This window comes from Mesorhizobium silamurunense (genome assembly GCF_014843825.1).
In the GTDB taxonomy this organism is placed as follows: Bacteria; Pseudomonadota; Alphaproteobacteria; order Rhizobiales; family Rhizobiaceae; genus Mesorhizobium; species Mesorhizobium silamurunense.
The window spans coordinates 33,101-53,754 of record NZ_JHQR01000075.1 but is presented as its reverse complement, the minus strand read 5'-3'; the positions used below and the strand labels follow the sequence as shown (position 1 = coordinate 53,754).

At 63.2% G+C, this 20,654-nt stretch carries 19 protein-coding genes; 12 read left to right on the top strand and 7 right to left on the bottom strand.

The features are described 5' to 3' along the window. The first annotated feature begins 93 nt into the window (after positions 1-93). From topA to DH10_RS09380, 8 genes are all read left to right on the top strand, one after another. Complete coding sequence (gene topA / locus DH10_RS09415) at positions 94-2,661, top strand: type I DNA topoisomerase (protein WP_192243671.1); 2,568 nt, start codon at positions 94-96, stop codon at positions 2,659-2,661. A 6-nt stretch (positions 2,662-2,667) separates the two neighbouring features. Then, on the top strand, positions 2,668-4,974 hold the full coding sequence (gene rnr, locus DH10_RS09410) for a ribonuclease R (protein WP_192243673.1): 2,307 nt from the start codon (positions 2,668-2,670) through the stop codon (positions 4,972-4,974). Positions 4,975-4,991: 17 nt separating this feature from the next. Further along, positions 4,992-5,438, top strand: coding sequence for a DUF983 domain-containing protein (locus tag DH10_RS09405; RefSeq protein WP_192243842.1), 447 nt, complete (start codon positions 4,992-4,994; stop codon positions 5,436-5,438). Between the two features lie 192 nt (positions 5,439-5,630). Continuing rightward, the gene (locus DH10_RS09400) at positions 5,631-6,371 is read left to right on the top strand and encodes an NUDIX hydrolase (protein WP_192243675.1); all 741 of its coding nucleotides are present in this window, start codon (positions 5,631-5,633) and stop codon (positions 6,369-6,371) included. Positions 6,372-6,391: 20 nt separating this feature from the next. After that, positions 6,392-7,567: an MFS transporter gene (locus DH10_RS09395; protein WP_192243677.1), complete on the top strand. Its 1,176-nt coding sequence runs from the start codon at positions 6,392-6,394 to the stop codon at positions 7,565-7,567. Positions 7,568-7,665: 98 nt separating this feature from the next. Beyond that, positions 7,666-8,124 carry a YqfO family protein gene (locus DH10_RS09390; protein ID WP_192243679.1) on the top strand — a complete coding sequence of 153 codons (459 nt, stop codon included), beginning with the start codon at positions 7,666-7,668 and terminating at the stop codon, positions 8,122-8,124. A gap of 153 nt (positions 8,125-8,277) precedes the next feature. Then, positions 8,278-8,445 carry a 50S ribosomal protein L33 gene (rpmG, locus tag DH10_RS09385; protein ID WP_006201775.1) on the top strand — a complete coding sequence of 56 codons (168 nt, stop codon included), beginning with the start codon at positions 8,278-8,280 and terminating at the stop codon, positions 8,443-8,445. Between the two features lie 263 nt (positions 8,446-8,708). After that, positions 8,709-9,359 carry an outer membrane protein gene (locus DH10_RS09380; protein WP_192243681.1) on the top strand — a complete coding sequence of 217 codons (651 nt, stop codon included), beginning with the start codon at positions 8,709-8,711 and terminating at the stop codon, positions 9,357-9,359. A 521-nt stretch (positions 9,360-9,880) separates the two neighbouring features. Here DH10_RS09380 and DH10_RS09375 read toward each other — a convergent pair. Beyond that, positions 9,881-11,254, bottom strand: a complete 1,374-nt coding sequence (locus tag DH10_RS09375; RefSeq protein WP_192243683.1) for a PleD family two-component system response regulator — start codon at positions 11,252-11,254, stop codon at positions 9,881-9,883. 21 nt (positions 11,255-11,275) lie between these two features. Next, entirely contained in the window at positions 11,276-11,632 is a 357-nt protein-coding gene (locus tag DH10_RS09370; RefSeq protein ID WP_281396661.1) for a response regulator, read from the bottom strand. Between the two features lie 252 nt (positions 11,633-11,884). Between DH10_RS09370 and DH10_RS09365 the strand changes: the two genes are divergently transcribed. Together DH10_RS09365 and DH10_RS09360 are read left to right on the top strand one after the other, a co-directional pair. Further along, complete coding sequence (locus tag DH10_RS09365; protein ID WP_192243687.1) at positions 11,885-12,184, top strand: DUF3572 domain-containing protein; 300 nt, start codon at positions 11,885-11,887, stop codon at positions 12,182-12,184. After that, positions 12,181-12,834 (top strand): hypothetical protein, encoded by a 654-nt coding sequence (locus tag DH10_RS09360; protein WP_192243689.1) that lies wholly within the window; start codon positions 12,181-12,183, stop codon positions 12,832-12,834. The genes DH10_RS09365 and DH10_RS09360 overlap by 4 nt, the downstream gene beginning before the upstream one ends. Positions 12,835-12,937: 103 nt before the next feature. Here DH10_RS09360 and DH10_RS09355 read toward each other — a convergent pair whose 3' ends face one another. Beyond that, entirely contained in the window at positions 12,938-14,506 is a 1,569-nt protein-coding gene (locus DH10_RS09355) for a hypothetical protein (RefSeq protein ID WP_210324963.1), read from the bottom strand. Positions 14,507-14,525: 19 nt separating this feature from the next. Then, the gene (locus DH10_RS09350; protein WP_192243691.1) at positions 14,526-15,101 is read right to left on the bottom strand and encodes a GNAT family N-acetyltransferase; all 576 of its coding nucleotides are present in this window, start codon (positions 15,099-15,101) and stop codon (positions 14,526-14,528) included. A gap of 65 nt (positions 15,102-15,166) precedes the next feature. Here DH10_RS09350 and DH10_RS09345 point away from each other — a divergent pair, with 65 nt between their 5' ends. Continuing rightward, the gene (locus tag DH10_RS09345; protein ID WP_192243693.1) at positions 15,167-16,495 is read left to right on the top strand and encodes a DNA polymerase IV; all 1,329 of its coding nucleotides are present in this window, start codon (positions 15,167-15,169) and stop codon (positions 16,493-16,495) included. Positions 16,496-16,523: 28 nt separating this feature from the next. Here DH10_RS09345 and DH10_RS09340 read toward each other — a convergent pair whose 3' ends face one another. Beyond that, complete coding sequence (locus DH10_RS09340) at positions 16,524-17,027, bottom strand: hypothetical protein (RefSeq protein WP_192243695.1); 504 nt, start codon at positions 17,025-17,027, stop codon at positions 16,524-16,526. Positions 17,028-17,208: 181 nt separating this feature from the next. On the opposite strand from DH10_RS09340, the gene DH10_RS09335 reads away from it, so the two are divergent. Next, positions 17,209-18,090: a DMT family transporter gene (locus DH10_RS09335; RefSeq protein ID WP_192243697.1), complete on the top strand. Its 882-nt coding sequence runs from the start codon at positions 17,209-17,211 to the stop codon at positions 18,088-18,090. Between the two features lie 78 nt (positions 18,091-18,168). On the opposite strand, the gene DH10_RS09330 is transcribed toward DH10_RS09335, so the two are convergent. Together DH10_RS09330 and DH10_RS09325 are read right to left on the bottom strand one after the other, a co-directional pair. After that, complete coding sequence (locus DH10_RS09330; protein WP_192243699.1) at positions 18,169-20,016, bottom strand: ArnT family glycosyltransferase; 1,848 nt, start codon at positions 20,014-20,016, stop codon at positions 18,169-18,171. A gap of 12 nt (positions 20,017-20,028) precedes the next feature. Further along, entirely contained in the window at positions 20,029-20,652 is a 624-nt protein-coding gene (locus tag DH10_RS09325) for a class I SAM-dependent methyltransferase (protein ID WP_192243701.1), read from the bottom strand. Between the last annotated feature and the right edge of the window lie 2 nt (positions 20,653-20,654).

Sequence of the window (20,654 nt, the reverse complement as noted above, 5' to 3'; positions counted from 1 at the left end):
TGCAAAAGCACGGCCATGTGAGCGGCGAAAAGAGTGGGATTTCGTCGTGCGCCGCGGAGTTCTTCCGCCGCCTCACAGCTGATAAGAGACCTCATGGACGTCGTCGTCGTCGAATCGCCGGCCAAGGCGAAGACAATCAACAAATATCTGGGCAAGAACTATAAGGTCCTGGCCTCGTTCGGCCATGTCCGCGATCTGCCGGCCAAGGACGGCTCGGTGCGCCCGGACGAGGACTTCGCCATGTCCTGGTCGGTCGACACCGCCTCCGGCAAGCGGCTTGCCGACATCGCCAAGGCGGTCAAGGACGCCGACGGGCTCATCCTCGCCACCGACCCGGATCGCGAGGGCGAAGCGATCTCCTGGCATGTGCTGGAAGTGCTGAAGCAGAAGCGCGCGCTGAAGGACAAGCCGGTCAGCCGCGTCGTCTTCAACGCCATCACCAAGGCCTCGGTGCTCGAAGCAATGGCCAATCCGCGCCAGATCGATGCGCCGCTGGTCGATGCCTATCTCGCCCGCCGCGCGCTCGATTATCTCGTCGGCTTCACGCTCTCGCCTGTGCTGTGGCGCAAGCTGCCGGGCGCCCGTTCCGCGGGCCGCGTGCAGTCGGTGGCGCTGCGCCTGGTCAGCGACCGCGAATCCGAGATCGAGCGCTTCATTCGCGAGGAATACTGGCAGATCGCCGCCATCCTCGGCACGCCACGCAACGACAGCTTCGAGGCGCGGTTGACCGCCTATACCGGCAAGAAGCTGCAGAAGCTCGACATCGCCAACAAGGCGCAGGCCGACGACATCAAGGCGATGCTGGAGGGTGCGACCTTCAAGGCGCTGTCGGTCGAAGCCAAGCCCACCAAGCGCAACCCCGGTCCGCCCTTCACCACCTCGACGCTGCAGCAGGCCGCCTCCTCCGGGCTCGGCTTCTCGGCCAACCGCACCATGCAGGTGGCGCAAAAACTCTATGAAGGCATGGATGTCGGTGGCGAGACCGCCGGCCTCATCACCTATATGCGAACCGACGGCGTGCAGATGGCGCCCGAGGCGATCGACGCCGCTCGCGATGCGATCGTCAAGGAATTCGGCGCGAAATACCTGCCCGAAAAGCCGCGTTTCTACACGACCAAAGCCAAGAACGCCCAGGAAGCGCATGAGGCGATCCGCCCGACCGATTTCAAGCGCACGCCGGCCTCGGTGCGGCAATATCTCGATGCCGACCAGGCGCGGCTTTACGAGCTGATCTGGAAGCGCGCTATCGCCAGCCAGATGCAGCCGGCCGAGATCGAGCGCACCACGGTCGAGATCGAGGCGGTCAACGGCGCCCGCACCGCCGAACTGCGCGCGATCGGCTCGGTCATCCGCTTCGACGGCTTCATTGCCGCCTATACCGACCAGAAGGAGGAGGACGCGGAGGACGAAGAAAGCCGTCGCCTGCCCGAGATCCGCGCCGGCGAGCTGCTTGCCCGCCAGGCGATCAACGCCACCCAGCACACGACCGAGCCGCCGCCGCGCTACTCCGAGGCGTCGCTGATCAAGAAGCTGGAGGAGCTCGGTATCGGCCGGCCGTCGACCTACACGGCTATCCTGAAAACGCTTGAAGACCGCGACTACGTTACGATCGACCGGCGCAAGCTGGTGCCGCAGGCCAAGGGCCGGCTGCTGTCGGCGTTCCTCGAAAGCTTCTTCGAGCGCTATGTCGAGTATGACTTCACCGCCTCGCTCGAGGAGAAGCTCGACGAGATCTCCGACGGCAAGCTCGCCTGGAAGGACGTGCTGCGCGATTTCTGGAAGGATTTTTCCGGAGCTGTCGACGACATCAAGGAACTGCGCGTCACCGACGTTCTCGACGCGCTCAATGACGAGCTCGCGCCGCTGGTGTTCCCGGCACGGGAAGACGGCTCGAACCCGCGCATCTGCCCGAAATGCGGCTCAGGCAACCTGTCGCTGAAGCTCGGCAAGTTCGGCGCCTTCGTCGGCTGCTCCAACTATCCCGAATGCTCCTACACCCGCCAGCTCGGCGACGCCGCCAATCCCAATGGCGAGAACGGCAATGGCGAGGACGGCGTCAGGCTGCTCGGCAAGGATCCGTACACGGCCGAGGAAATCACGCTCAGGAGCGGCCGTTTCGGCCCCTATATCCAGCGCGGCGAAGGCAAGGACGCCAAGCGCTCGAGCCTGCCCAGGGGCTGGACCGCCGAGTCGATCGACCATGAAAAGGCGCTGGCCCTGCTGGCATTGCCGCGCGATGTCGGCAAGCACCCGGAGACCGGCAAGATGATCTCGGCCGGCCTCGGACGTTACGGGCCCTTCGTGCTGCATGACGGCACCTATGCCAATCTGGAAAGCATCGAGGACGTGTTCTCGATCGGGCTGAACCGCGCTGTCTCGGTGATCGCCGAGAAGCAGCAGAAGGGCAAGGGCGGCCGCAACGGCAGCACGCCGGCTGCGTTGAAGGAGCTTGGCGACCACCCCGATGGCGGCGGCAAGATCGTTGTGCGCGACGGCAAATACGGCCCCTATGTCAATTACGGCAAGGTCAATGCGACGCTGCCCAAGGGCAAAGACCCGCAATCGGTGACGATGGAGGAGGCGCTCGCTTTGATCGCCGAGAAGGAAGCCAAGGGCGGAGGCGGCAAGAAACCGTTCCGCAGGGCGGCGAAGAAAGGATAGTACGACGTGGCGCGCAGGATCTCCGGAAGAAGCCACGGCGATCCGCGCGGCGCCGACACCCGGGCCAAGGTCAAGGACGACTACCGGCCCTCGCGCGACGAAATCCTGCGCTACATCGCCGAGAATCCCGATCGCTCCGGAAAACGTGAGATCGCCAAGGCCTTCGCGTTGCGCGGCGAGGACCGCATCTGGCTGAAGGACCTGCTGCGCGACTTGCAGGACGAAGGCCTGCTGACAAGGGAGCGCAAACGCCTCACTCGCGCAGGTGCCTTGCCCCATGTCGCCGTGCTCGACATTGTCGGTCGTGACGCCGACGGCGTGCTGCAGGCCAACCCGAGCGAATATACCGGCCCCGGCTCGCCGCCTGTCATTGCCATCCGCATGTCGCGCGGCGCCAGCGGCCCCGTCCCTGGCATCGGCGACCGTGTGCTCGCCAAGACCTTCCCGACCGACGATCCTGCCGGCCCGGCCTATACCGGGCGGGTGATGAAGATCTTCGAGAAACGCAGCGAGGCGGTGCTCGGCGTCTTCCGCGTGCTGAAGGACGGCAGCTTCCGCATCGAGCCGGTGGAACGCCGCCAGCCCGAGCTGATCGTCGACAAGGAATTCCAGAACGGGGCCAAAAACGGCGATCTTGTCGAGGTCGAGCCGGCGCGCGCTTCGCGCTACGGGCTACCGCGCGCCAAGGTGCTGGCAGTGCTGGGCTCGCTGTCCAGCGAGAAGGCGGTCTCGATGATCGCCATCCACGCCCACGATATTCCGCACGTCTTTCCGGCCGATGTGATCGCCGAAGCCGATGCGATGAAACCGGCAACGCTTGCCGACCGCGAGGACTGGCGCGACCTGCCGCTGGTCACCATCGATCCGGCCGACGCCAAGGACCACGACGACGCGGTCTTCGCCATGCCCGATGCCGACGAGAAGAATCCCGGCGGCGTCATCGCCACAGTGGCGATCGCCGACGTCGCGGCCTATATCCGCTACGGCACGCCGCTCGATCGTGAAGCGCTGAAGCGCGGCAATTCGGTCTATTTCCCGGATCGCGTCGTGCCGATGCTGCCCGAGCGCATTTCCAACGATCTCTGTTCGCTGCGCGAAGGCGAGGACCGTCCGGCCATCGCCGTTCGCATGACCTTTTCCGCCGAAGGCCGCAAGCTCAGGCACTCCTTCCACCGCGTCATGATGAAGTCGGCGGCCAAGCTCGCCTATCCGCAGGCGCAGGCGGCGATCGACGGCGCGCCGGACGACAAGACGGGGCCGATCCTTGACACAGTTCTCAAGCCGCTATGGGACGCCTATGCGGTGCTGAAGCGCGGCCGCGACAGCCGCCAGCCGCTCGAACTGGAGCTGCCGGAACGCAAGATCCTGCTCAAGCCGGACGGCACCGTCGACCGTGTCGTCGTGCCGGAGCGCCTCGACGCCCATAAGCTTATCGAGGAGTTCATGATCCAGGCCAATGTCGCGGCCGCGGAGACGCTTGAAGGCAAGAAAGAGCCCCTGGTCTACCGCATCCACGATGCGCCTTCGCTCGCCAAGCAGGAATCGCTGCGCGAATTCCTGCACACACTTGGCCTGTCACTGGCGCGCGGCGCGCAGATGCGGCCGGGGCAGTTCAACGGCATTCTGGAGCGGGTGCGCGGCGCCGACAACGAGGCGCTGGTCAATGAAGTGGTGCTGCGCTCGCAGAGCCAGGCCGAATATTCGCCGAAGAACATCGGCCATTTCGGTCTCAACCTGAGACGCTATGCGCATTTCACCTCGCCGATCCGGCGCTATGCGGATCTCATCGTGCATCGCGGACTGATTGCCGCGCTCGGTCTCGGTGCCGGCGGCCTGACGCAGCAGGAGGCGGATCGGCTGGAAGAGGTCGGCGCGCTGATCTCGGCCACCGAGCGCCGGGCCATGGCCGCCGAACGCGATACGGTCGACCGGTTGATCGCAGCCTACCTTGCAGAGCGCATCAACGACACCTTCGACGCCCGCATCTCCGGCGTCACCAAGGCGGGACTCTTTGTCCAATTGCCGCAGTACGGCGCTGATGGCTTTATTCCGGTGTCAAGCCTCGGCGGCGACTACTATATCTACGACGAAACCGCTCGATCGCTGTTCGGAGAGCGCATCGGCAAGGGCTATCAGCTTGCCGATCGCGTCGAGGTTCGGTTGCTCGAGGTCGCGCCGATGGCCGGCGCGATGCGTTTCGAGATGCTGAGCGACCCGAAGCCGCTGCCCGGCTCGCGACGGTCGTTCCACAAGGCCAAGGGCCGCGCCCGCGCATCGCAGTCGCGTTTCGGGCCCCGCGGCAGGAGAAGATGATGCCAAAAGGACTTGGGGTGCCTAAAGGACTTGGGGTGGAAGAACAGGTTTTCGGCGGCGAGCATCATTCGGGCCGTGTCGCGCGTCCGCTGTGGACGGCGATCAAGCGCGGTCTGCTTGGCCGCTGCCCGCATTGCGGCGAAGGCAAGCTGTTCCACGCCTTCACCAAGCCTGTCGACAAATGCAGCGTCTGCGGCGAGGAGCTTCACCACCACCGCGCCGACGACCTTCCCGCCTATCTGGTGATCGTCATCGTCGGCCACATCGTGGTTGGCGCCTTTATGGGCGTGGAGGCGACCTCGACGCTTACGCTGTGGCAGCACGCGCTGATCTGGGTGCCGCTGACCCTCGTTCTGGCCATCGCGCTGCTGCAGCCGGTCAAAGGTGCCGTCATCGGCCTGCAATGGGCGCTCTATATGCACGGCTTCGGCGGCGAGAAGGACGAGTTTGAACCGCATCCCTAAGCCTGCAGCGGTTCTGCCTTTGATAGAGACAACGACCATCTCCAAGCCTCTGTTTTATGCAATTGCGGACCGAAAGCCGCTGCGCGCTTTTCCTGGAATTGCTCCAGCAGCGACTTTTCGTCCGAGGCTGGTGCAAAGGCCCGAACCCGCAAGCCACTTTCGCATTCGAGAAGTTTCCGCTAGGTCGAGCGCATGGAAGGAATGACCAGGGCGGATGTCGACAAGCTCGATAAAGGCTTGGCAGTGCACGGCGGCCGGCTGCTTCGCCCGCGCGATGCCGCAACCTTGATCCTGCTCGACCGGAGCGGCAGCGACGTTCTGGTGCTGATGGGCCGGCGCCATGCCGGGCATGCCTTCATGCCCGGGAAATTCGTCTTCCCCGGCGGCCGCACCGACCCCGCCGACAGCCGCATTCCAGTGGCCGCCCCGCTGCACGCCAAGGACGAGGCAAGGCTCGCCAGCGGTCCCGGCCGCGCGAGCGCCGCGAGGGCACGCGCCATCGCCTTGTCGGCAATCCGTGAGACTTACGAGGAAGCCGGCCTGCTGATCGGCCGCAAGGGCCCGTTCGCGACCGCCAAGCGCGATTGGCAGGGTTTCGTCGAACACGGCGTGACGCCGTCGCTGGACGCCCTGCGCTTCATCGCCCGCGCCATCACCCCGCCCAACCGCGTGCGCCGTTTCGACACGCGCTTCTTCAGCGCCTGGCGCGAGGATGTCGCCGTGGAATTGCCGGACGGCGGCCCGACCAACGAGCTGGAAGAACTCGTCTGGCTGCCGCTCGCCGAGGCGCGCAAGGCCGACATTCCCGACATTACCCGCATGATCCTGGAAGAACTGGAAAAGCGGCTCACGAACGATCCCTTGCTGAGTCCGGGCGGTGCCGTGCCGTTTTTCCGGCTGATCCGAAACCGCTTCGTCCGCGAAGTCCTTTAGAAGTAGAGCATCCATATTCCATGACGGTCGATACCCAGCAAAAGGGCGACGAACGCGTACACTGGTTGCCGATGATTGCGGCGATCTCCTCGATCAGCGTGGTCGGCATCGCCATCGGCCTCGGCATGCCGCTGCTCAGCGTCATCCTCGAAACGCGCGGCCATTCGGCCTCGATGATCGGCCTCAACACCGCGGTCGCCGGCCTTGCCTCGATCGCCGGAGCGCCGCTCGCCACGCCGCTTGCCATGCGGCTCGGCGTCGCCTGGACCATGCTTTTGATGATCGCCGTTGGCGCGCTTGCCTTTGTCGGCTTCCATTTCGCGCCGGATTTCTGGATGTGGTTTCCGCTGCGCGTCGCGCTGCATATCTCGCTGACGGTGCTCTTCATTCTGTCGGAATTCTGGATCAGCACCTCGGCGCCGCCGCATCGCCGCGGCCTTGTACTCGGCATCTACGCCACGGTGCTTTCCCTGGGCTTCGCCGCCGGGCCGTGGCTGTTCGCTCATCTCGGCTCAGGCGGCTTCCTGCCGTTTGGTGTCACCATTGCGCTGGTGACGCTCGCAGCCATTCCGGTGCTTGCAGCGCGCAACGAGAGTCCGACCATAGTCGCCGACAGTGAGACCAGCCACTTCCTGCGCTACATCTGGATGGTGCCGACCGCGACCTTCGCCGTTCTGGTGTTCGGCGCCGTCGAGACCGGCGGCTTCTCGCTGTTCCCGGTCTATGGCAACCGCTTAGGATACTCGGAGGCCGACGCAGCACTGCTCCTGACCATGATCGGCCTCGGCAACGTGCTCTTGCAGATACCGATCGGCATGATTAGCGACCGCGTCTCCGACCGCCGCTACCTGCTTCTGGCCTGCGCCACGGTCGGTCTCATCGGAACCGTTTTCATGCCGTTCTTCGCCCAAAACTGGCACCTGATGGCGGCCCTGCTGTTCGTCTGGGGCGGCGTGGTCGCCGCCATGTACACGATCGGCCTTGCCCATCTCGGCTCGCAACTCTCCGGCCACGAGCTCGCCTCCGCCAACGCCGCCTTCGTGCTGTGCTACGGCGTCGGCATGGTGATCGGCCCGCAGGCGATCGGCATCGGCATGGACGCCTTCGGCCCCTCTGGCTTCGGCTGGTCGCTCGCGCTGTTCTTCGCCGCCTATATGCTCCTGGTCTGCGCCAGGCTGGTGCGGAAAATTCTCTAGCGCGGAATGTCGCGAGGCTTGGGTATCCTGACATCACCGTGTCAGCAGCACCCCTGCTATACCCTCGCTCCAACGCAGGTATAGCGAGGAGAGATCGGATGATCGACAGCGGCTTTGAAACCAAGTCCCTCAGGATGGAACTGCTCCTGCTCGTCACCTTCCAGGCGCCGGCGGCCGATGTCGAGCGCATCATGGAGGCGGTCGTGGCGATCACGCCGCTGCGCATGGGCAAGTATGACGGCAACGCCTACCAGTCGGCGCAAGGCATCGAGCGCTACCGGACGCTCGAAGGGGCTGCCGCGGGCGCCGAGATCGAGCTGCGCAGGCGGCCGGGCACGGTCGAGGTGTCGTTCGAACTGCCCGACGACCAGGCGCTTGCCGCGCGCGTCGTTGAGGCCATATTCCAGGCTCACTCCTATGAGGAGCCGGTGATCCGCATCCAGCCGTTGCTGACCTGCCGTTCCAAGGGCCTCGATGACCGTGCCAATCCGAACCGCTGGTGGAATACGACCGGCGACTGGAAGAAGGCCGATCTGCAGGTCAGGGAGAACGCCTGACCGGCGGGTTCCGCTGGGTCAAAACGGGGCAGGAAGGCGCTTGGGCTTGACTTTCCGGGCGCGTTCTTTATGTGTCGCGCCAAGTTTCCCGCGTCCGGGTGTTTTCCCGTGTTCCAGCGGCCAAAACTCCACGAACATTAACGGACGAACATCATGGCCAAAGCCGCAAACATCAAGATCAAGCTTCTGTCGACCGCCGACACCGGTTTCTTCTACGTGACCAGCAAGAACAGCCGCACCAAGACGGACAAGCTGTCGTTCCGCAAGTACGATCCGGTCGCCAAGAAGCATGTCGAGTTCAAAGAAACCAAGATCAAGTAATCCGGTTTCCTCCGAGAATGCCAAAGCGCCGCCCTAAGGGCGGCGTTTTTCGTCGATGGGCTTACCCGATCAAAACGGACCCTGCGACGCCGGATCAGCTGGCCGCCGTAGGATCGCGCACCGAATTTTCGCACCAAGTGTGGCAGCGCCGTCACATCGAGCCGAGCGGGACCTGCTTACAGTACGATTCTGCAACACAGCGGGATCAGCGGAAGCGGGGGCTTCATGACGCATCGATGGTTCGCCGGACTGTTGTCGGCAACTTGGTCTTTTCCACGGTCGCGGCCAAGGCTGCCGATTTATCGCCGGTTGTCGCAGCGCCGACTTTCAACTGGACGGGCCTTTATGTCGGCATCCAGGGTGATTATCAATGGAGCAACGACCGCTCCACTGAGTTCCTTATGGCGACCGGAGCGCCGACCGGCTTCTTCCAGGATTTCCATCCGACCGGCGGACTGGGCGGCATCCACGTCGGCTACAACTACCAGATTGACCGGATCGTGCTCGGCATTGAGGGCGACGCTGAACTCGGCCGTGTGAGTGACAGCATCACTGCCTTCGGCAATAGGTTCGACGCCCGAAAGAACTGGGAGGCTTCTATCCGTGGGCGGCTCGGGCCGATGGACCGCCTCCTTCTCTATGTCACCGGCGGCGCCGCGTTCACCGAGTTGAAGTATTCCTATGTTTCGCTGGCCAATGCAGTACCGCCCGCCAATGCCACGATCTCCAAGACCGGATGGACCGTCGGCGGCGGCGGCGAAGTTGCGCTGACGGACTGGATGACCGCGCGCCTGGAATATCGCTATAGCGATTTCGGGACCACCCGCTTCGACTGGCCCCCGCCCGTCGGTGGTACGTACGAGCAGCATCCACGTTTCCATGAATTGCGCGCCGGCATCAGCCTCAAATTCTGAGGCGTCGGAGCGACCTTGCCTCGAAGTTGATCCCGTTTCGCCTACGACAAAACGCAATGGACTCCACCGTTTGGTGCGGAATCCTGATCTCTTTTCTGGAAAAGGGGGCCGGTCGGCGTTTGGCAGCGGTACGAGGAGGCCACTATGTGCCAGCGCCGGCCGGCCGACCCCACGGACCCAGGAGATGCGGCGGACCTGAGCATCATGGGGTATTTTTAGGATCGAGCCGGGCAGTCTACCCTCGTGCCGGCTTCGTTTTCGGTCTATGCGAAGCAGATTTGCGCAAGAACGTATGAAAATCAACCATTTCTTAACCACGGCTTCCGAATCGCTTGGGTTAAGGTAAATTCGTAACCCTGTCGGATGACTGGATATTAGCGACCTCTACAATGCGTGTCGCTCAAAAGTGTGCGGCGGTTTTGAGAAAACGACCTGCCCAAATCAAAAAGACCTAGCGCATGTCGCCCAAAAGTGCGCGGATGCTGAAGCGCGTCGCCGAAATCCGTTTCAACGAACGCGCTTTAGGCGGCCTTGGCGACAACCCGGTTGCGGCCGCCGCTCTTGGCCTCGTAGAGCGCAAGGTCGGCGCGCTTCATCAGCGCCGCGACCGTATCCGCTCCCTTCAGCACCGACGACACACCGAGGCTGACGGTCACTTCGATCGTCTTGCCGTCCGTCCCGATTGCAAAGGGCACCTGCGCGATCTCGGCGCGGATGCGTTCGGCCACCTTCTCGGCAATGGGCCCGTCGGTGTCAGGCATGACCACGACGAACTCCTCGCCGCCGAACCGGCAGGCGAGATCGATGCCGCGCACGTTCTTGCGCAGCCGCCTGGCGAATTCGCGCAGCACGTCGTCGCCGCCGTCATGGCCGTGAGCGTCGTTGATGGATTTGAAGCGGTCGAGATCGGTGATCATCACCGACAGCGGCCGCCGCCGCGCCACGGCGCGATCGAACAGCGTCTGCAGGTGGCTGTCGAGGTAGCGACGGTTATGCAGCCCGGTCAGCCCGTCGGTCACCGCCATCTCGATGGTTTGGGTGACGCTGGCCCGCAGCTGGTCGTTGTAGCGTTTGCGCCGCACCTGCGTGCGCAGGCGCGCCGTCAGTTCGTGCTGGTCGATCGGCCGCGTCAGATAGTCGTTGATGCCGAGTTCGAGGCCCCGGATGATACGCCCCCCCTCGCCCTCTTCGGCCAGAAGGATGATCGGTAGGAAGCGGGTGCGGTCGAGCGAGCGCAGTTGCGAGCAGAGTCTGAGCGCATCGAAGTCGGCAAAGGCCGTCGAGATCAGCACGCATTCATAGGGTGTTTCGGCGGCCTGAAAGAAGCCCGCGTTCGGATCGGTGGCGATATCGAGCTCGGCGCTGCCGCGCAGCATCTTTTGGACGCGCTCGATCGACGACTTGCGCTCGTCGATCAGAAGCACCTTGGGCTTGGTGTCTTCCGTCGCGAAGTTGCGGCTGAGCAGTTCCTCGATGCCGATGTTGCGCGTAGTCGAGGCGCGCAGCCGCAATTCGTCGGTCAGCGACTTCAGCCGAACCAGGCTTTTCACCCGCGTCATCAACTGCAGATCGTTGACCGGCTTGGTGAGAAAATCGTCGGCGCCGGCCTCGAGGCCGCGCACCCGGTCGGACACCTGGTCGAGCGCGGTGATCATGACCACCGGAATGTGAGAGGTCGCCGGGTCGCTCTTCAGCCGCTTGCAGACCTCGAACCCGTCCATGCCCGGCATCATCACGTCGAGCAGCACGACATCGACCTTGCCGTTCTCGCAGGTCTCGATCGCGTCCGGGCCGTTGCCGGCCGTCAGCACCTCGAAATACTCGGCGAGCAGCCGGACCTCCAGCAGCCGCACATTGGCGGGGATGTCATCGACGACGAGGATCCGCGCGGTCATCTCAAAGGCTCCGGCTCGGCATCAGGCATCGCCCAGATAGGATTTGATCGTCTCGATGAAGCGCGGCACCGAGATAGGCTTGGAAATATAAGCCTCGCACCCCCCCTGGCGGATGCGCTCCTCGTCGCCCTTCATCGCGAAGGCGGTGACGGCGATGACCGGGATCGAATGCAATTCGTCGTCTTCCTTCAGCCATTTGGTCACTTCCAGGCCCGACACCTCGGGCAGCTGGATGTCCATCAGGATGAGGTCCGGCCGGTGCCGGCGCGCCAGGTCCAGCGCTTCCAGGCCGTTGCGCGTGCGGACCGTCTCGTAACCGCTGGCTTCGATGAGGTCCCGAAAGAGCTTCATGTTGAGCTCATTGTCCTCGACGATCATGACCTTCTTAGCCATCGTTTTCCCGTCCCGACGGTCCCCGGAGCCGAAGACCGTCGTCATGCGTCCTTGCCGGATCGCACCCAACCCGCATGTACCCTACGTCAATATGATTGACGAAACGCAAACCGGCCGTTGGAAAAGCACACCGATTCCACTTGCGGGTGCAGGGCTTAAGCGGCTGAGACTTGCCGCAAGCGACGCTTGCCATTACTGCGGAAGAAAGACTCACATCCACACCGGCAAAAGGTAACGATGGCGAACGCAGCGTCAATGCGCGAAGAAGCGGAAACTCTTGCCGTCAGGGCGCTTGGCTTCGTCGCCGGCGATCCCGAACTCTTGCCCCGTTTCCTGGCGATTACCGGCATCGATGCGCAGTCGATCCGCAAGGCAGCCGCGGAGCCGGGCTTCCTTGCCGGCGTGCTGCAGTTCATCCTCGCCCACGAGCCGACGCTTTTGCGCTTTGCCGAGGAGACCGGCACGCCGCCGGCCGCCATCGGCAAGGCCTTGCGCCTGCTGCCGCTCGGCAACGACGACCACGAGCGCTCGGCATGAGCGACGACCCCGAGACCGCGCGTCAGATCGAGGAGCTTGCCGCCGACGACCGGCCGCTGCTGGTGCTCGACGTCGACGATGTCGTGCTCGAATTCGTTCGGCCCTTCCCGCATTTCCTGAAATCGCGCGGCTTCCAACTGACGCTCGCCTCCTTCCGCCTCACCGGGAACATCGCCGAGACGGCATCCGGCAGGCTGATCGAGCAGCCCGAAGTCACGGCCCTTCTCGGCGATTTCTTCGACGCGCAGGCCGATTGGCAGAGCATCACCGACGGCGCCGCGGAGGCGCTGGCGACGCTCGGGCAGCGTGCCGAGATCGTGCTCCTGACCGCCATGCCGCATAAGCACCGCGCCGTGCGCCGCGCGCATCTCGACGCGCTCGGCCTGAACTACCCGCTGCTGACCACGGAAATGGCGAAAGGACCGGCCATCGCCAAGCTGCGCGGCGCCAAGGGCAGGCCCGTCGCCTTCGTCGACGACCAGCCCGCCAATCTGATGTCGGCGCGCAATTCGGTTGCCGACGCGTACCTCTTCCACCTGATGGCTGACAACGCCCTGCGCGCCTTCCTGCCGCCGACACCGGACGACATCATCTCGGTCGAGAACTGGCGCGAGGCGGCGCCGAAGATTGCGAGCGCGCTTGAACTCTAGGGTAATACTAGGCTCGCTTTAAAGCCTGTCTCCCGAAAGTGGGAACCGGTTTCGGGACAAAGACATGAGCGCAGTGGACGAATCTGAAAGATCGCGACGCGCTTTAGGGCTGCAGCTTCGCTCCGGCGCCACCATTATCGTCCTGGTCCGAGCCGTCATCTTGACCCGAGCCGCCGTCCTGAATGGCATCCGCCGGTTTCAGCATGGCGCCGTTGACCGTGACCGAACCGTCGGCCTTGGCATTGATCACCCATTCCAGCCGGCCATCGGGCAGCGTCTTGGCAAAGCCCTTGACGCCAAGCGCGAAGGGGAAAGCCTGTGCCGCTTCTTCGTCGCTCTTGGCCCCCTCTTGCAGGGCCGCCACGATCTTATCGTAGCCCGCGACATCGACGGTCAAGGTCGCATCCGGCTTCTTGCCCGGAAACGTCATCTCGCCTTCCATCGCGACCTCGATGTCGCCGGCTTTCAGCATGCTGTGCCCCAGAACGCCTTTGGGATTCTTGGCCATAAATTCCGCGACCAAGGTATCTCCAAATTCTTCCGATAGCGGTGGATTCTTGTTGAGATCAAAGGCTTCGATTGCCTTCTTAGCCATGGAGTCGAGGTCGAGATTGGCGCCGCCGAAGTTGAGGTCAATGTCGGTAGGCAGTAATGGGGCGGTCCACGCGGGAAAGGTCTGAGGTAAGGTCAAGCCCGACGCCTTGATTGCATAATCGAGCTTGCCGTTATTCGCGATCCCATCAGAGCCGAACGTGGTGCTCAATTGAGCCGCACCGAAATTGCCGGCGTATGTTTCAAAGGCGAAGTTCTTGAATGTGTAGGTTCCATCGATCCGGTCCCACAGCGGCAGCGCGGCGAGCAGAAGCGATTTGAGCTCTGCCTGATCGGCTTTCAGCCGAACCTCGTCTTCATGAGCCACAGCGAATGCCAAGAGGTCCAGAAACGGTCTTGTCCGTAAGGCTTTAGCGGTCACATCCACTGCTAGATCCGGCGTCCTGATCGCCCCGACGTTCCGCTCGTCAATCTTGACCGTTTCGACGAAATCGGCCATCGCCTGCGTCAAGTTAAGGTCGACACCACCTTTTGCTGACTTGCTGGCTTTGAACTTTGCTGAGCCTGGGCCAACGCTCAAATCCGTGACTTGCCTCGGCATATGCGACGTCATCGTCATGCTCGCTACCGAGCTCGCGCCGCTGGTAAATGCTGCCAGTTCCGGATCATAGACGCCCGTGAACTTACCGTCCTTGATAGCGATCTCCGCCGTTCTCTGGCCGTCCGGATCGTTGATCGCGACTGACCCCTCGGTCGAAAAATCCGAAGACACATCCCATCCGCCGTCGCCGCGCGGTTTGACCAGCAGCGCGTAAGGCGGGAAGTCGAGTTTCGCTAGTGCCTGGTCCGGCAGTGCCGCTACAAGCGCCTTCAAATCGAAGGTGATTCTGTAAGCGTCTCCTTCCGTCGCGATTTTCAAGATGCCCTTGTCGATCGCTTGTTTGCCGACATAGCGGGACAGGTTGTCGGACAGTTGCTTAGCACCCTGACTATCGACGGCTTGCCCGAGAGCAGGTGCGCTGAACGCAAGAACTAAAACAAGTGGTAGAACACGTCTCACTCTGGACCCCCATTCGATTGCAAATTGCAAAACCACTTTCCATCGGTAGAAGGATACCATCACAGCCGCAAGACGACAGCTAAAGCACAAGCCGCATCAGCGGCCGACCGGGCTTGCGCTCCAGAAGCCTCTCGAATCCGGCCTTCTCGAACACCCGTGATGAGCCCACGAACAGGCCGATCGAGCGCGAGTCGCGCGACAGGTCGATCGGGCAGGCTTCCAGCAGCCTGGCGCCGTTTTCGCGGGCGAACGCGACGCCGCCGTCGACGAGGCGATGGGTGATGCCCCTGCCCCGCGCGTTGGCGCGGATGAAGAAGCAGGAGATCGCCCAGACGTTCGGATCGCCGGCATCCGCCGGATCGACCGGCGCCGAACCCCTACCCCGATTGTTCCATTCGGGCACGTCGGCGCGCGGGCCGATCTGCATCCAGCCGACGGCCCTGTCCTCCTCGAAAGCCAGAAGCCCCGGCGGCGGTCCGGCTTCGATGCGCGCCTTGATTTGATCCTTATTGCGCTCGCGGTCGCTGGCCCTGCGCTCCGCCGGTGTCAGCCGGAAATGCGTGCACCAGCAGCCGTAACAGGCGCCTTGCTTGCCGAAGAGGTCCTCGAAGTCGGTCCAGTGTTCAGGGGTCAGCGGTACTATGGTCGTGCTCATGCGTTTTCCCCAGGCCAAGCTTGTTGCCGGCCCAGCACTGTCGTACCATTGCGTTTGTTCTCTTTATGTTCGCAGCGATGGCGGCTCCTGTCAACAATCCCGAACACGGTTTTTGTCGCGACTGCCTGGCTTTTCAGCGCGGCGAGACGCGCCGCTGCGAGCGCTGCGGCAGCCCGAGGCTTGCCCGCCATCCTGAACTCTACCGGCTGCACATCGCCCATATCGACTGCGACGCCTTCTACGCCGCGATCGAAAAGCGCGACAATCCGGCGCTGAAGGACAAGCCGGTGATCGTCGGCGGCGGCCGGCGCGGCGTCGTCTCCACCGCCTGCTACATCGCCCGCATCCAGGGCGTGCGCTCGGCAATGCCGATGTTCAAGGCGCTCGAAGCCTGCCCGGACGCCGTGGTCATTCCGCCCAATATGGAAAAATACGTCCAGGTCGGCCGCGAGGTGCGCGCGCTGACGCAGGCGCTGACGCCGCTGGTCGAGCCACTGTCGATCGACGAGGCATTTCTCGACCTTGCCGGCACCGAGCGGCTGCATGGCATGCCGCCGGCGCTTGTGCTGGCCCGCTTCGCGCAGACTGTCGAAAAGGAGCTCGGCATCACCGTTTCGGCCGGCCTTTCCTACTGCAAGTTCCTGGCCAAGATCGCGTCGGACTTCCGCAAGCCGCGCGGCTTCTCCGTCATCGGCGAGGCGGAGGCGCCGACATTCCTCGCCGGACAGCCGGTGACGTTGATCTGGGGCGTCGGCAAGGCCTTGGCCGCGACGCTGGAGCGCGACGGCATCCGCACCATCGCCCAGCTGCAGCGCATGGAGCGCGGCGAGCTGATGCGCCGTTACGGCGTCATGGGCGACCGACTCTACCGGCTTTCGCGCGGCGAGGACGACCGCCGCGTCGACCCCGACGGCGATGCCAAGAGCGTGTCGGCCGAAACCACTTTCGACACCGATATCGCCTCGCTGGCGGAACTGGTGCCGGTGCTGCGCGGCCTGTCGGAAAAAGTCTCGATGCGGCTGAAGAAATCCGGCATTGCCGGGCGCACCGTGGTGCTGAAGCTCAAGACGCAGGATTTCAAGATCCGCACCCGCAACCGCCAGCTTGGCGATCCGACACGGCTGGCCGACCGCATTTTCCAGACCGGGCTCGACCTGCTGCGTCGCGAGGCCGACGGCACGAAGTTCCGTTTGCTCGGCATCGGCGTCAGCGATCTCTCCGACGACGGGAAGGCCGATCCGCCCGACCTGGTCGACGTCCAGTCGCGCAAGCGCGCGCTTGCCGAAACCGCGATCGACGAACTGCGCGACAAGTTCGGCAGGAAGGCCGTCGAGACCGGCTACACTTTCGGCAAGGGGCGCAGCGCCAATCCGCCCGAGCCGCTCGAGGATTGAGGCTGGCCGGCATTCATTGCGGATTCGATCAACTGCGCCGCAGGTCGATCCGGCTCGTCACCATGGTCCTGCCGGTTTTCGGATCGGTGTCGGTCACCGTCAGCCGCATGCCGTCGCTGCCGGTCTTTTCGACGGTCAACTGCGCTTTGCGGTCGCCGTTGACCTCCTTTGCCCAACGGATGCCGAGATTGAGCGCGTTGCCCGAGCGGCTTCCGTTTAGCCGCGCCGGTCCCGTGCGCGAGCCGATATAGACGCCGGTATAGCCGGCGCCGCTGGCCTTGAGATCGGCGCTGATCTCCCGCGTCATCAGGATGAGGCCGCGGCATTTGCCGTCGAGCGACAGCGAGGTCGAGGTGGCGCCGGATTTGAAGGTGCAGGAGATATTCACCGTCGGCGCGCTGGCGCTCACCTTGAGGGTACCGCTGCCGGCGAAGCTGCCCTGGAACGAGCGCAGGAAATCGGCATCGTCGGCACGGGCCTCCACCGCTGCCGTCAAGCAGCCGCCGAGCAGAAACAGCATCATCGATTTCATCGGAAGTCTCCCCCAGCATCGAAAGCTGCGACTATGACGACTCGAACGCCTGCGACGGCTGCAGGTTCCGCCTTCAACGTGACCGTTTTTTAACGCCGCTTTCCAACGCCGCCGGTGCTGGCCCAGTCGAATGCATGGACTAGCGGTTGCGGTCGAAGGTCTGGCTTGCGAAATAGCGCCCATGGCACCCGCTCCCTCGATCACCAAGGCCGCGCTCTGGATGGCGCTGTCGATCGCCTCGTTCCTGGCGATGTCGGTCGCCGGCCGCACCGCGACCGCCGCGCTCAATGTCTTTCAGGTACTGGAGCTGCGATCGGTAATCGGCTTCTTTATCCTGCTGCCGCTGGTGATGACGGGCGGCGGCTTCAACGCGATGCGCACCGAGCGCCCCCTCGCCCATGTCGCTCGCAACGTCGTCCACTATGCCGGCCAGGCCGCCTGGCTCTATGCCCTGACCTTGATTCCGCTGGCCGTGCTGATCTCGATCGAGTTCACGACCCCGATCTGGACCGCGATCCTGGCGGTGAGCTTTCTTGGCGAAAGGCTGTCGCGGCCCAGGTTAACAGCGATCGTGCTGGGGTTGATCGGAGTGGTGATCATCGTGCGTCCCGGCGTCGGCTCGGTCGATCCCGGCCATCTCGTCGTGCTGGGAGCCGCTATCTGCTTCGGCGTCTCGGTGGTCATGGTCAAGTCGCTGACGCGAACCGACAGCGTCGTGCGCATCATCTTCTGGATGCTGATCATCCAGTCCGTGGTCGGCCTCGTCCCGGCGCTCTATGTCTGGCGCAACCCGGCGGTAGAACTGTGGCCGTCGATATTCGTGGTCGCCTTTACCGGCATGTCTTCGCATTTCTGCATGGCCCGCGCGCTCAGCCACGCCGATGCGACCGTCATTTCGCCGATGGACTTCCTGCGCGTGCCGCTGTCGGCGCTGATCGGCTGGCTGCTTTACAGCGAGCAGATCGATGTCTTCACCGCCGGCGGCGCCTTGCTGATCCTGACCGGCAATCTGCTCAACCTGCAGCGGAAAGCGCCGCAGCCGGCCGAAGTCGCCACCTCGTAGCTACAAGGTCATTTGCCCGGTCCGGTCGCTTGCGATCCGACAGGCTGGCTGACGTCGACCTCGTCGATCGAGCGGCACTCAGTCATAGACACCATCGAATAGAAAATCGTTGTCACCGCCGGCCTTGAAATGGCCGGCGTACGAACCCGTCGGCAGCAGCAATGCTTCCCCTGAACTGTCGCGCAATGTCACGGTCTTTGGCCCGGTCGTAAGGTGAAATGGTGGATCAACCACGCTGCCGTCGATTTCGACCTGGCCTCGCAAAGGCGTTCCATCAGCGCTGTAGAGCGCATAGCTTCCGGCAATCGGAACCTCGAAAATCTTCCGCTCACCGGGATGAAGGCGAGAACCGGCGATCCTGAGGTTCGGCGCGACACGGACGTAGCTGTTCAAAATCAGGGGCGCGACCACCGGATAGATATAGTCCATCCGGTAGGACCACAGGATCAGCTTTGGCGGAGACTTGCCAAGGACGTTGTAGGCCGCGGAGTTCTTGCCTTCCCGCAAGGTCGCGAGCACGTAGTGTTTGTCGAGCCATAAGGTTGTCGGCTCCATCCGATTGGGTAGCATTCCTACGCCGTCAAAATACCGCTCGTCCGGTGCAAGCAGTGACTCTGCGCGCGCCACCAGTTCAAGTTGTGCCGCATTGTCGAAGCGAAGGTAGAGTAAATTGACAACGAAGCTTATGGCCATCGCCGTGGCGAGCGCTACCCATGCAAAGCGCAGGTAAGGCACGCGGGTTGCGAGGCCGTCGAGCATTGTCAATGACCATAGCGACATGAACGGCAACGCCATGATGAACACGTAGGGCCATGGCTGGTCGTGCGCGAAGACCAGCACCGTGACGACGGCCGAGAAGATCAGCGCAATTCGCCGTCGCTCGTCGAGCTTCATGATCTGCATCAGAGACAGAGCCATGCCGGAGAAGCAGAAGACATAGAGAACATAGTTGCGCGCGAGCGTCTGCAACACGAAGCGCCTCAGCCCCCCGTAGTCACCGCCGCCGCGCATCGCGATCTCAAGCGGACCGAATACGAGGCTCTTGGCGACAGGAACGGGGTCGGCGCCGCCGAAGATGAAGCAATAGGCGATTATGGGAACAGTCCATCCCAGCACGAGCCACGCGCCGCGGGCGATGCCCGCCGCGTAGCGTCTCATCAAAACCGCGTCGGCGACCAGACCAAGCCCGAGCGCAAGATTGAAGTAGATTGATTTCTGCGTCGCGAGAAAGGACAGGCCGCTCAAGGCGCCGGCAGCGACGAGCTGCCATCCCCTCAATTCACGCGCCCGCAGGACGACCAGCAGCGCCGCCACGGCGAAGAACACCGCCAGCGGTTCGGCGATGGTGCGAAAGATGCGCTCCATGAAATTCGAGAAGCAGAGGAGCAGGAGGACGATGACCAAGGCACGGATCCGATCCTCCCCCAGCGCGCGAGCGCAAGCGTAGACGAAAGCAATGGTCGCGCATGCCAGCAGCGCTGTCTGCATACGGCCAGCAAGCAGAATTGACGTGGCATCCCAACCGATCAGGTGTGCGATCTCGTAGAAGATCGCATAGCCGACCGCCTTGGCGTGCCAGACCGTGCCGAACAGGCCATTGGAGAAATATTTGGCCCATCCGAGTTGGACGAATTCGTCCATGACGAAGCGGGCGTTCCAAGCCAAGATGAAGAGTAAAATGATCTTAAGTGCGATCAGGACGCTCAGAAAAATCGTTGCCTGGCGCTGCCCGAGACCGAATAGCTGGCTTGATCTGCGTCCAAGTTCTTGCGTGTCCAAAATGCCCCCAAACCGGCTCAGGGTGAGCCACCCGCGCCCCTCGCGGCGCAGCGATTGCGCGCCCCTGTCGCTATTCGGGGCCGCCGCTCCACCCGCAAACAGCGAATTTGAGGACGCCAGCTCCCAGGAAGAGGTCCATGCCGGCATTCCCGTTCAGAGCTACCAACTCAACACTTCGCAATAGTTCGGCCAGTCCGGTACAGCCGATGCTCTCTGCGCCTTTGGGAAATACCGTCGCGCCATGGCCGCAAAGTCCGAGCGTGAAAACAGCACGACATGCTTGTCTCCGGTAATGTGCCAGTCCGAAAGAAGCGACAGCATGGCGCGTACGCCTCCCGGCTCAACGTCCTTCAGGATGATCTTCCGGCAGGCCCAATGTTCGCAGCTTTCGGCCAGCGATTTGAAGAACGCGTCGCGCTGATCGACCGGCACATGATGGATGACGTCGCAAATCGTGACGGCATCATAGAGCCCGATCACGTCGGTGAGATAAGTCGCGGGCAGAAGTTCGACCCTTGCTCGATTTGCATTGCTCAGGAATGTGCCGACCGAGGGAGCTGGATCGCACATCGTAACCGCGAGGTCAGGGCGCCGATTTAAAAGCCGCTCGACAAGGGCGCCGTCACCGCCGCCGATGTCCAGGACCTTCGCGCCGTTCGGCAATTCGCCGTCGAGAAAATCCGCGATTCTGTCGAGGTTGACGAACACACGGCGATAGACATTGCCGACCGGCTTGAAATGGCGGCCGAGAACCCTGCGCGCGACCTGACCTGGTGCTGACATTC

Bases quoted from the DNA above. Each gene is read 5' to 3' on its own strand.
- topA (WP_192243671.1), top strand. From the start codon at position 94: ATGGACGTCGTCGTCGTCGAATCGCCGGCCAAGGCGAAGACAATCAAC.
- DH10_RS09400 (WP_192243675.1), top strand. From the start codon at position 5,631: ATGGAAGGAATGACCAGGGCGGATGTCGACAAGCTCGATAAAGGCTTG.
- DH10_RS09395 (WP_192243677.1), top strand. From the start codon at position 6,392: ATGACGGTCGATACCCAGCAAAAGGGCGACGAACGCGTACACTGGTTG.
- DH10_RS09390 (WP_192243679.1), top strand. From the start codon at position 7,666: ATGATCGACAGCGGCTTTGAAACCAAGTCCCTCAGGATGGAACTGCTC.
- rpmG (WP_006201775.1), top strand. From the start codon at position 8,278: ATGGCCAAAGCCGCAAACATCAAGATCAAGCTTCTGTCGACCGCCGAC.
- DH10_RS09375 (WP_192243683.1), bottom strand. From the start codon at position 11,254: ATGACCGCGCGGATCCTCGTCGTCGATGACATCCCCGCCAATGTGCGG.
- DH10_RS09370 (WP_281396661.1), bottom strand. From the start codon at position 11,632: ATGATCGTCGAGGACAATGAGCTCAACATGAAGCTCTTTCGGGACCTC.
- DH10_RS09365 (WP_192243687.1), top strand. From the start codon at position 11,885: ATGGCGAACGCAGCGTCAATGCGCGAAGAAGCGGAAACTCTTGCCGTC.
- DH10_RS09360 (WP_192243689.1), top strand. From the start codon at position 12,181: ATGAGCGACGACCCCGAGACCGCGCGTCAGATCGAGGAGCTTGCCGCC.
- DH10_RS09355 (WP_210324963.1), bottom strand. From the start codon at position 14,506: ATGGTATCCTTCTACCGATGGAAAGTGGTTTTGCAATTTGCAATCGAA.
- DH10_RS09350 (WP_192243691.1), bottom strand. From the start codon at position 15,101: ATGAGCACGACCATAGTACCGCTGACCCCTGAACACTGGACCGACTTC.
- DH10_RS09345 (WP_192243693.1), top strand. From the start codon at position 15,167: ATGTTCGCAGCGATGGCGGCTCCTGTCAACAATCCCGAACACGGTTTT.
- DH10_RS09340 (WP_192243695.1), bottom strand. From the start codon at position 17,027: ATGAAATCGATGATGCTGTTTCTGCTCGGCGGCTGCTTGACGGCAGCG.
- DH10_RS09335 (WP_192243697.1), top strand. From the start codon at position 17,209: ATGGCACCCGCTCCCTCGATCACCAAGGCCGCGCTCTGGATGGCGCTG.
- DH10_RS09330 (WP_192243699.1), bottom strand. From the start codon at position 20,016: ATGCCGGCATGGACCTCTTCCTGGGAGCTGGCGTCCTCAAATTCGCTG.
- DH10_RS09325 (WP_192243701.1), bottom strand. From the start codon at position 20,652: ATGTCAGCACCAGGTCAGGTCGCGCGCAGGGTTCTCGGCCGCCATTTC.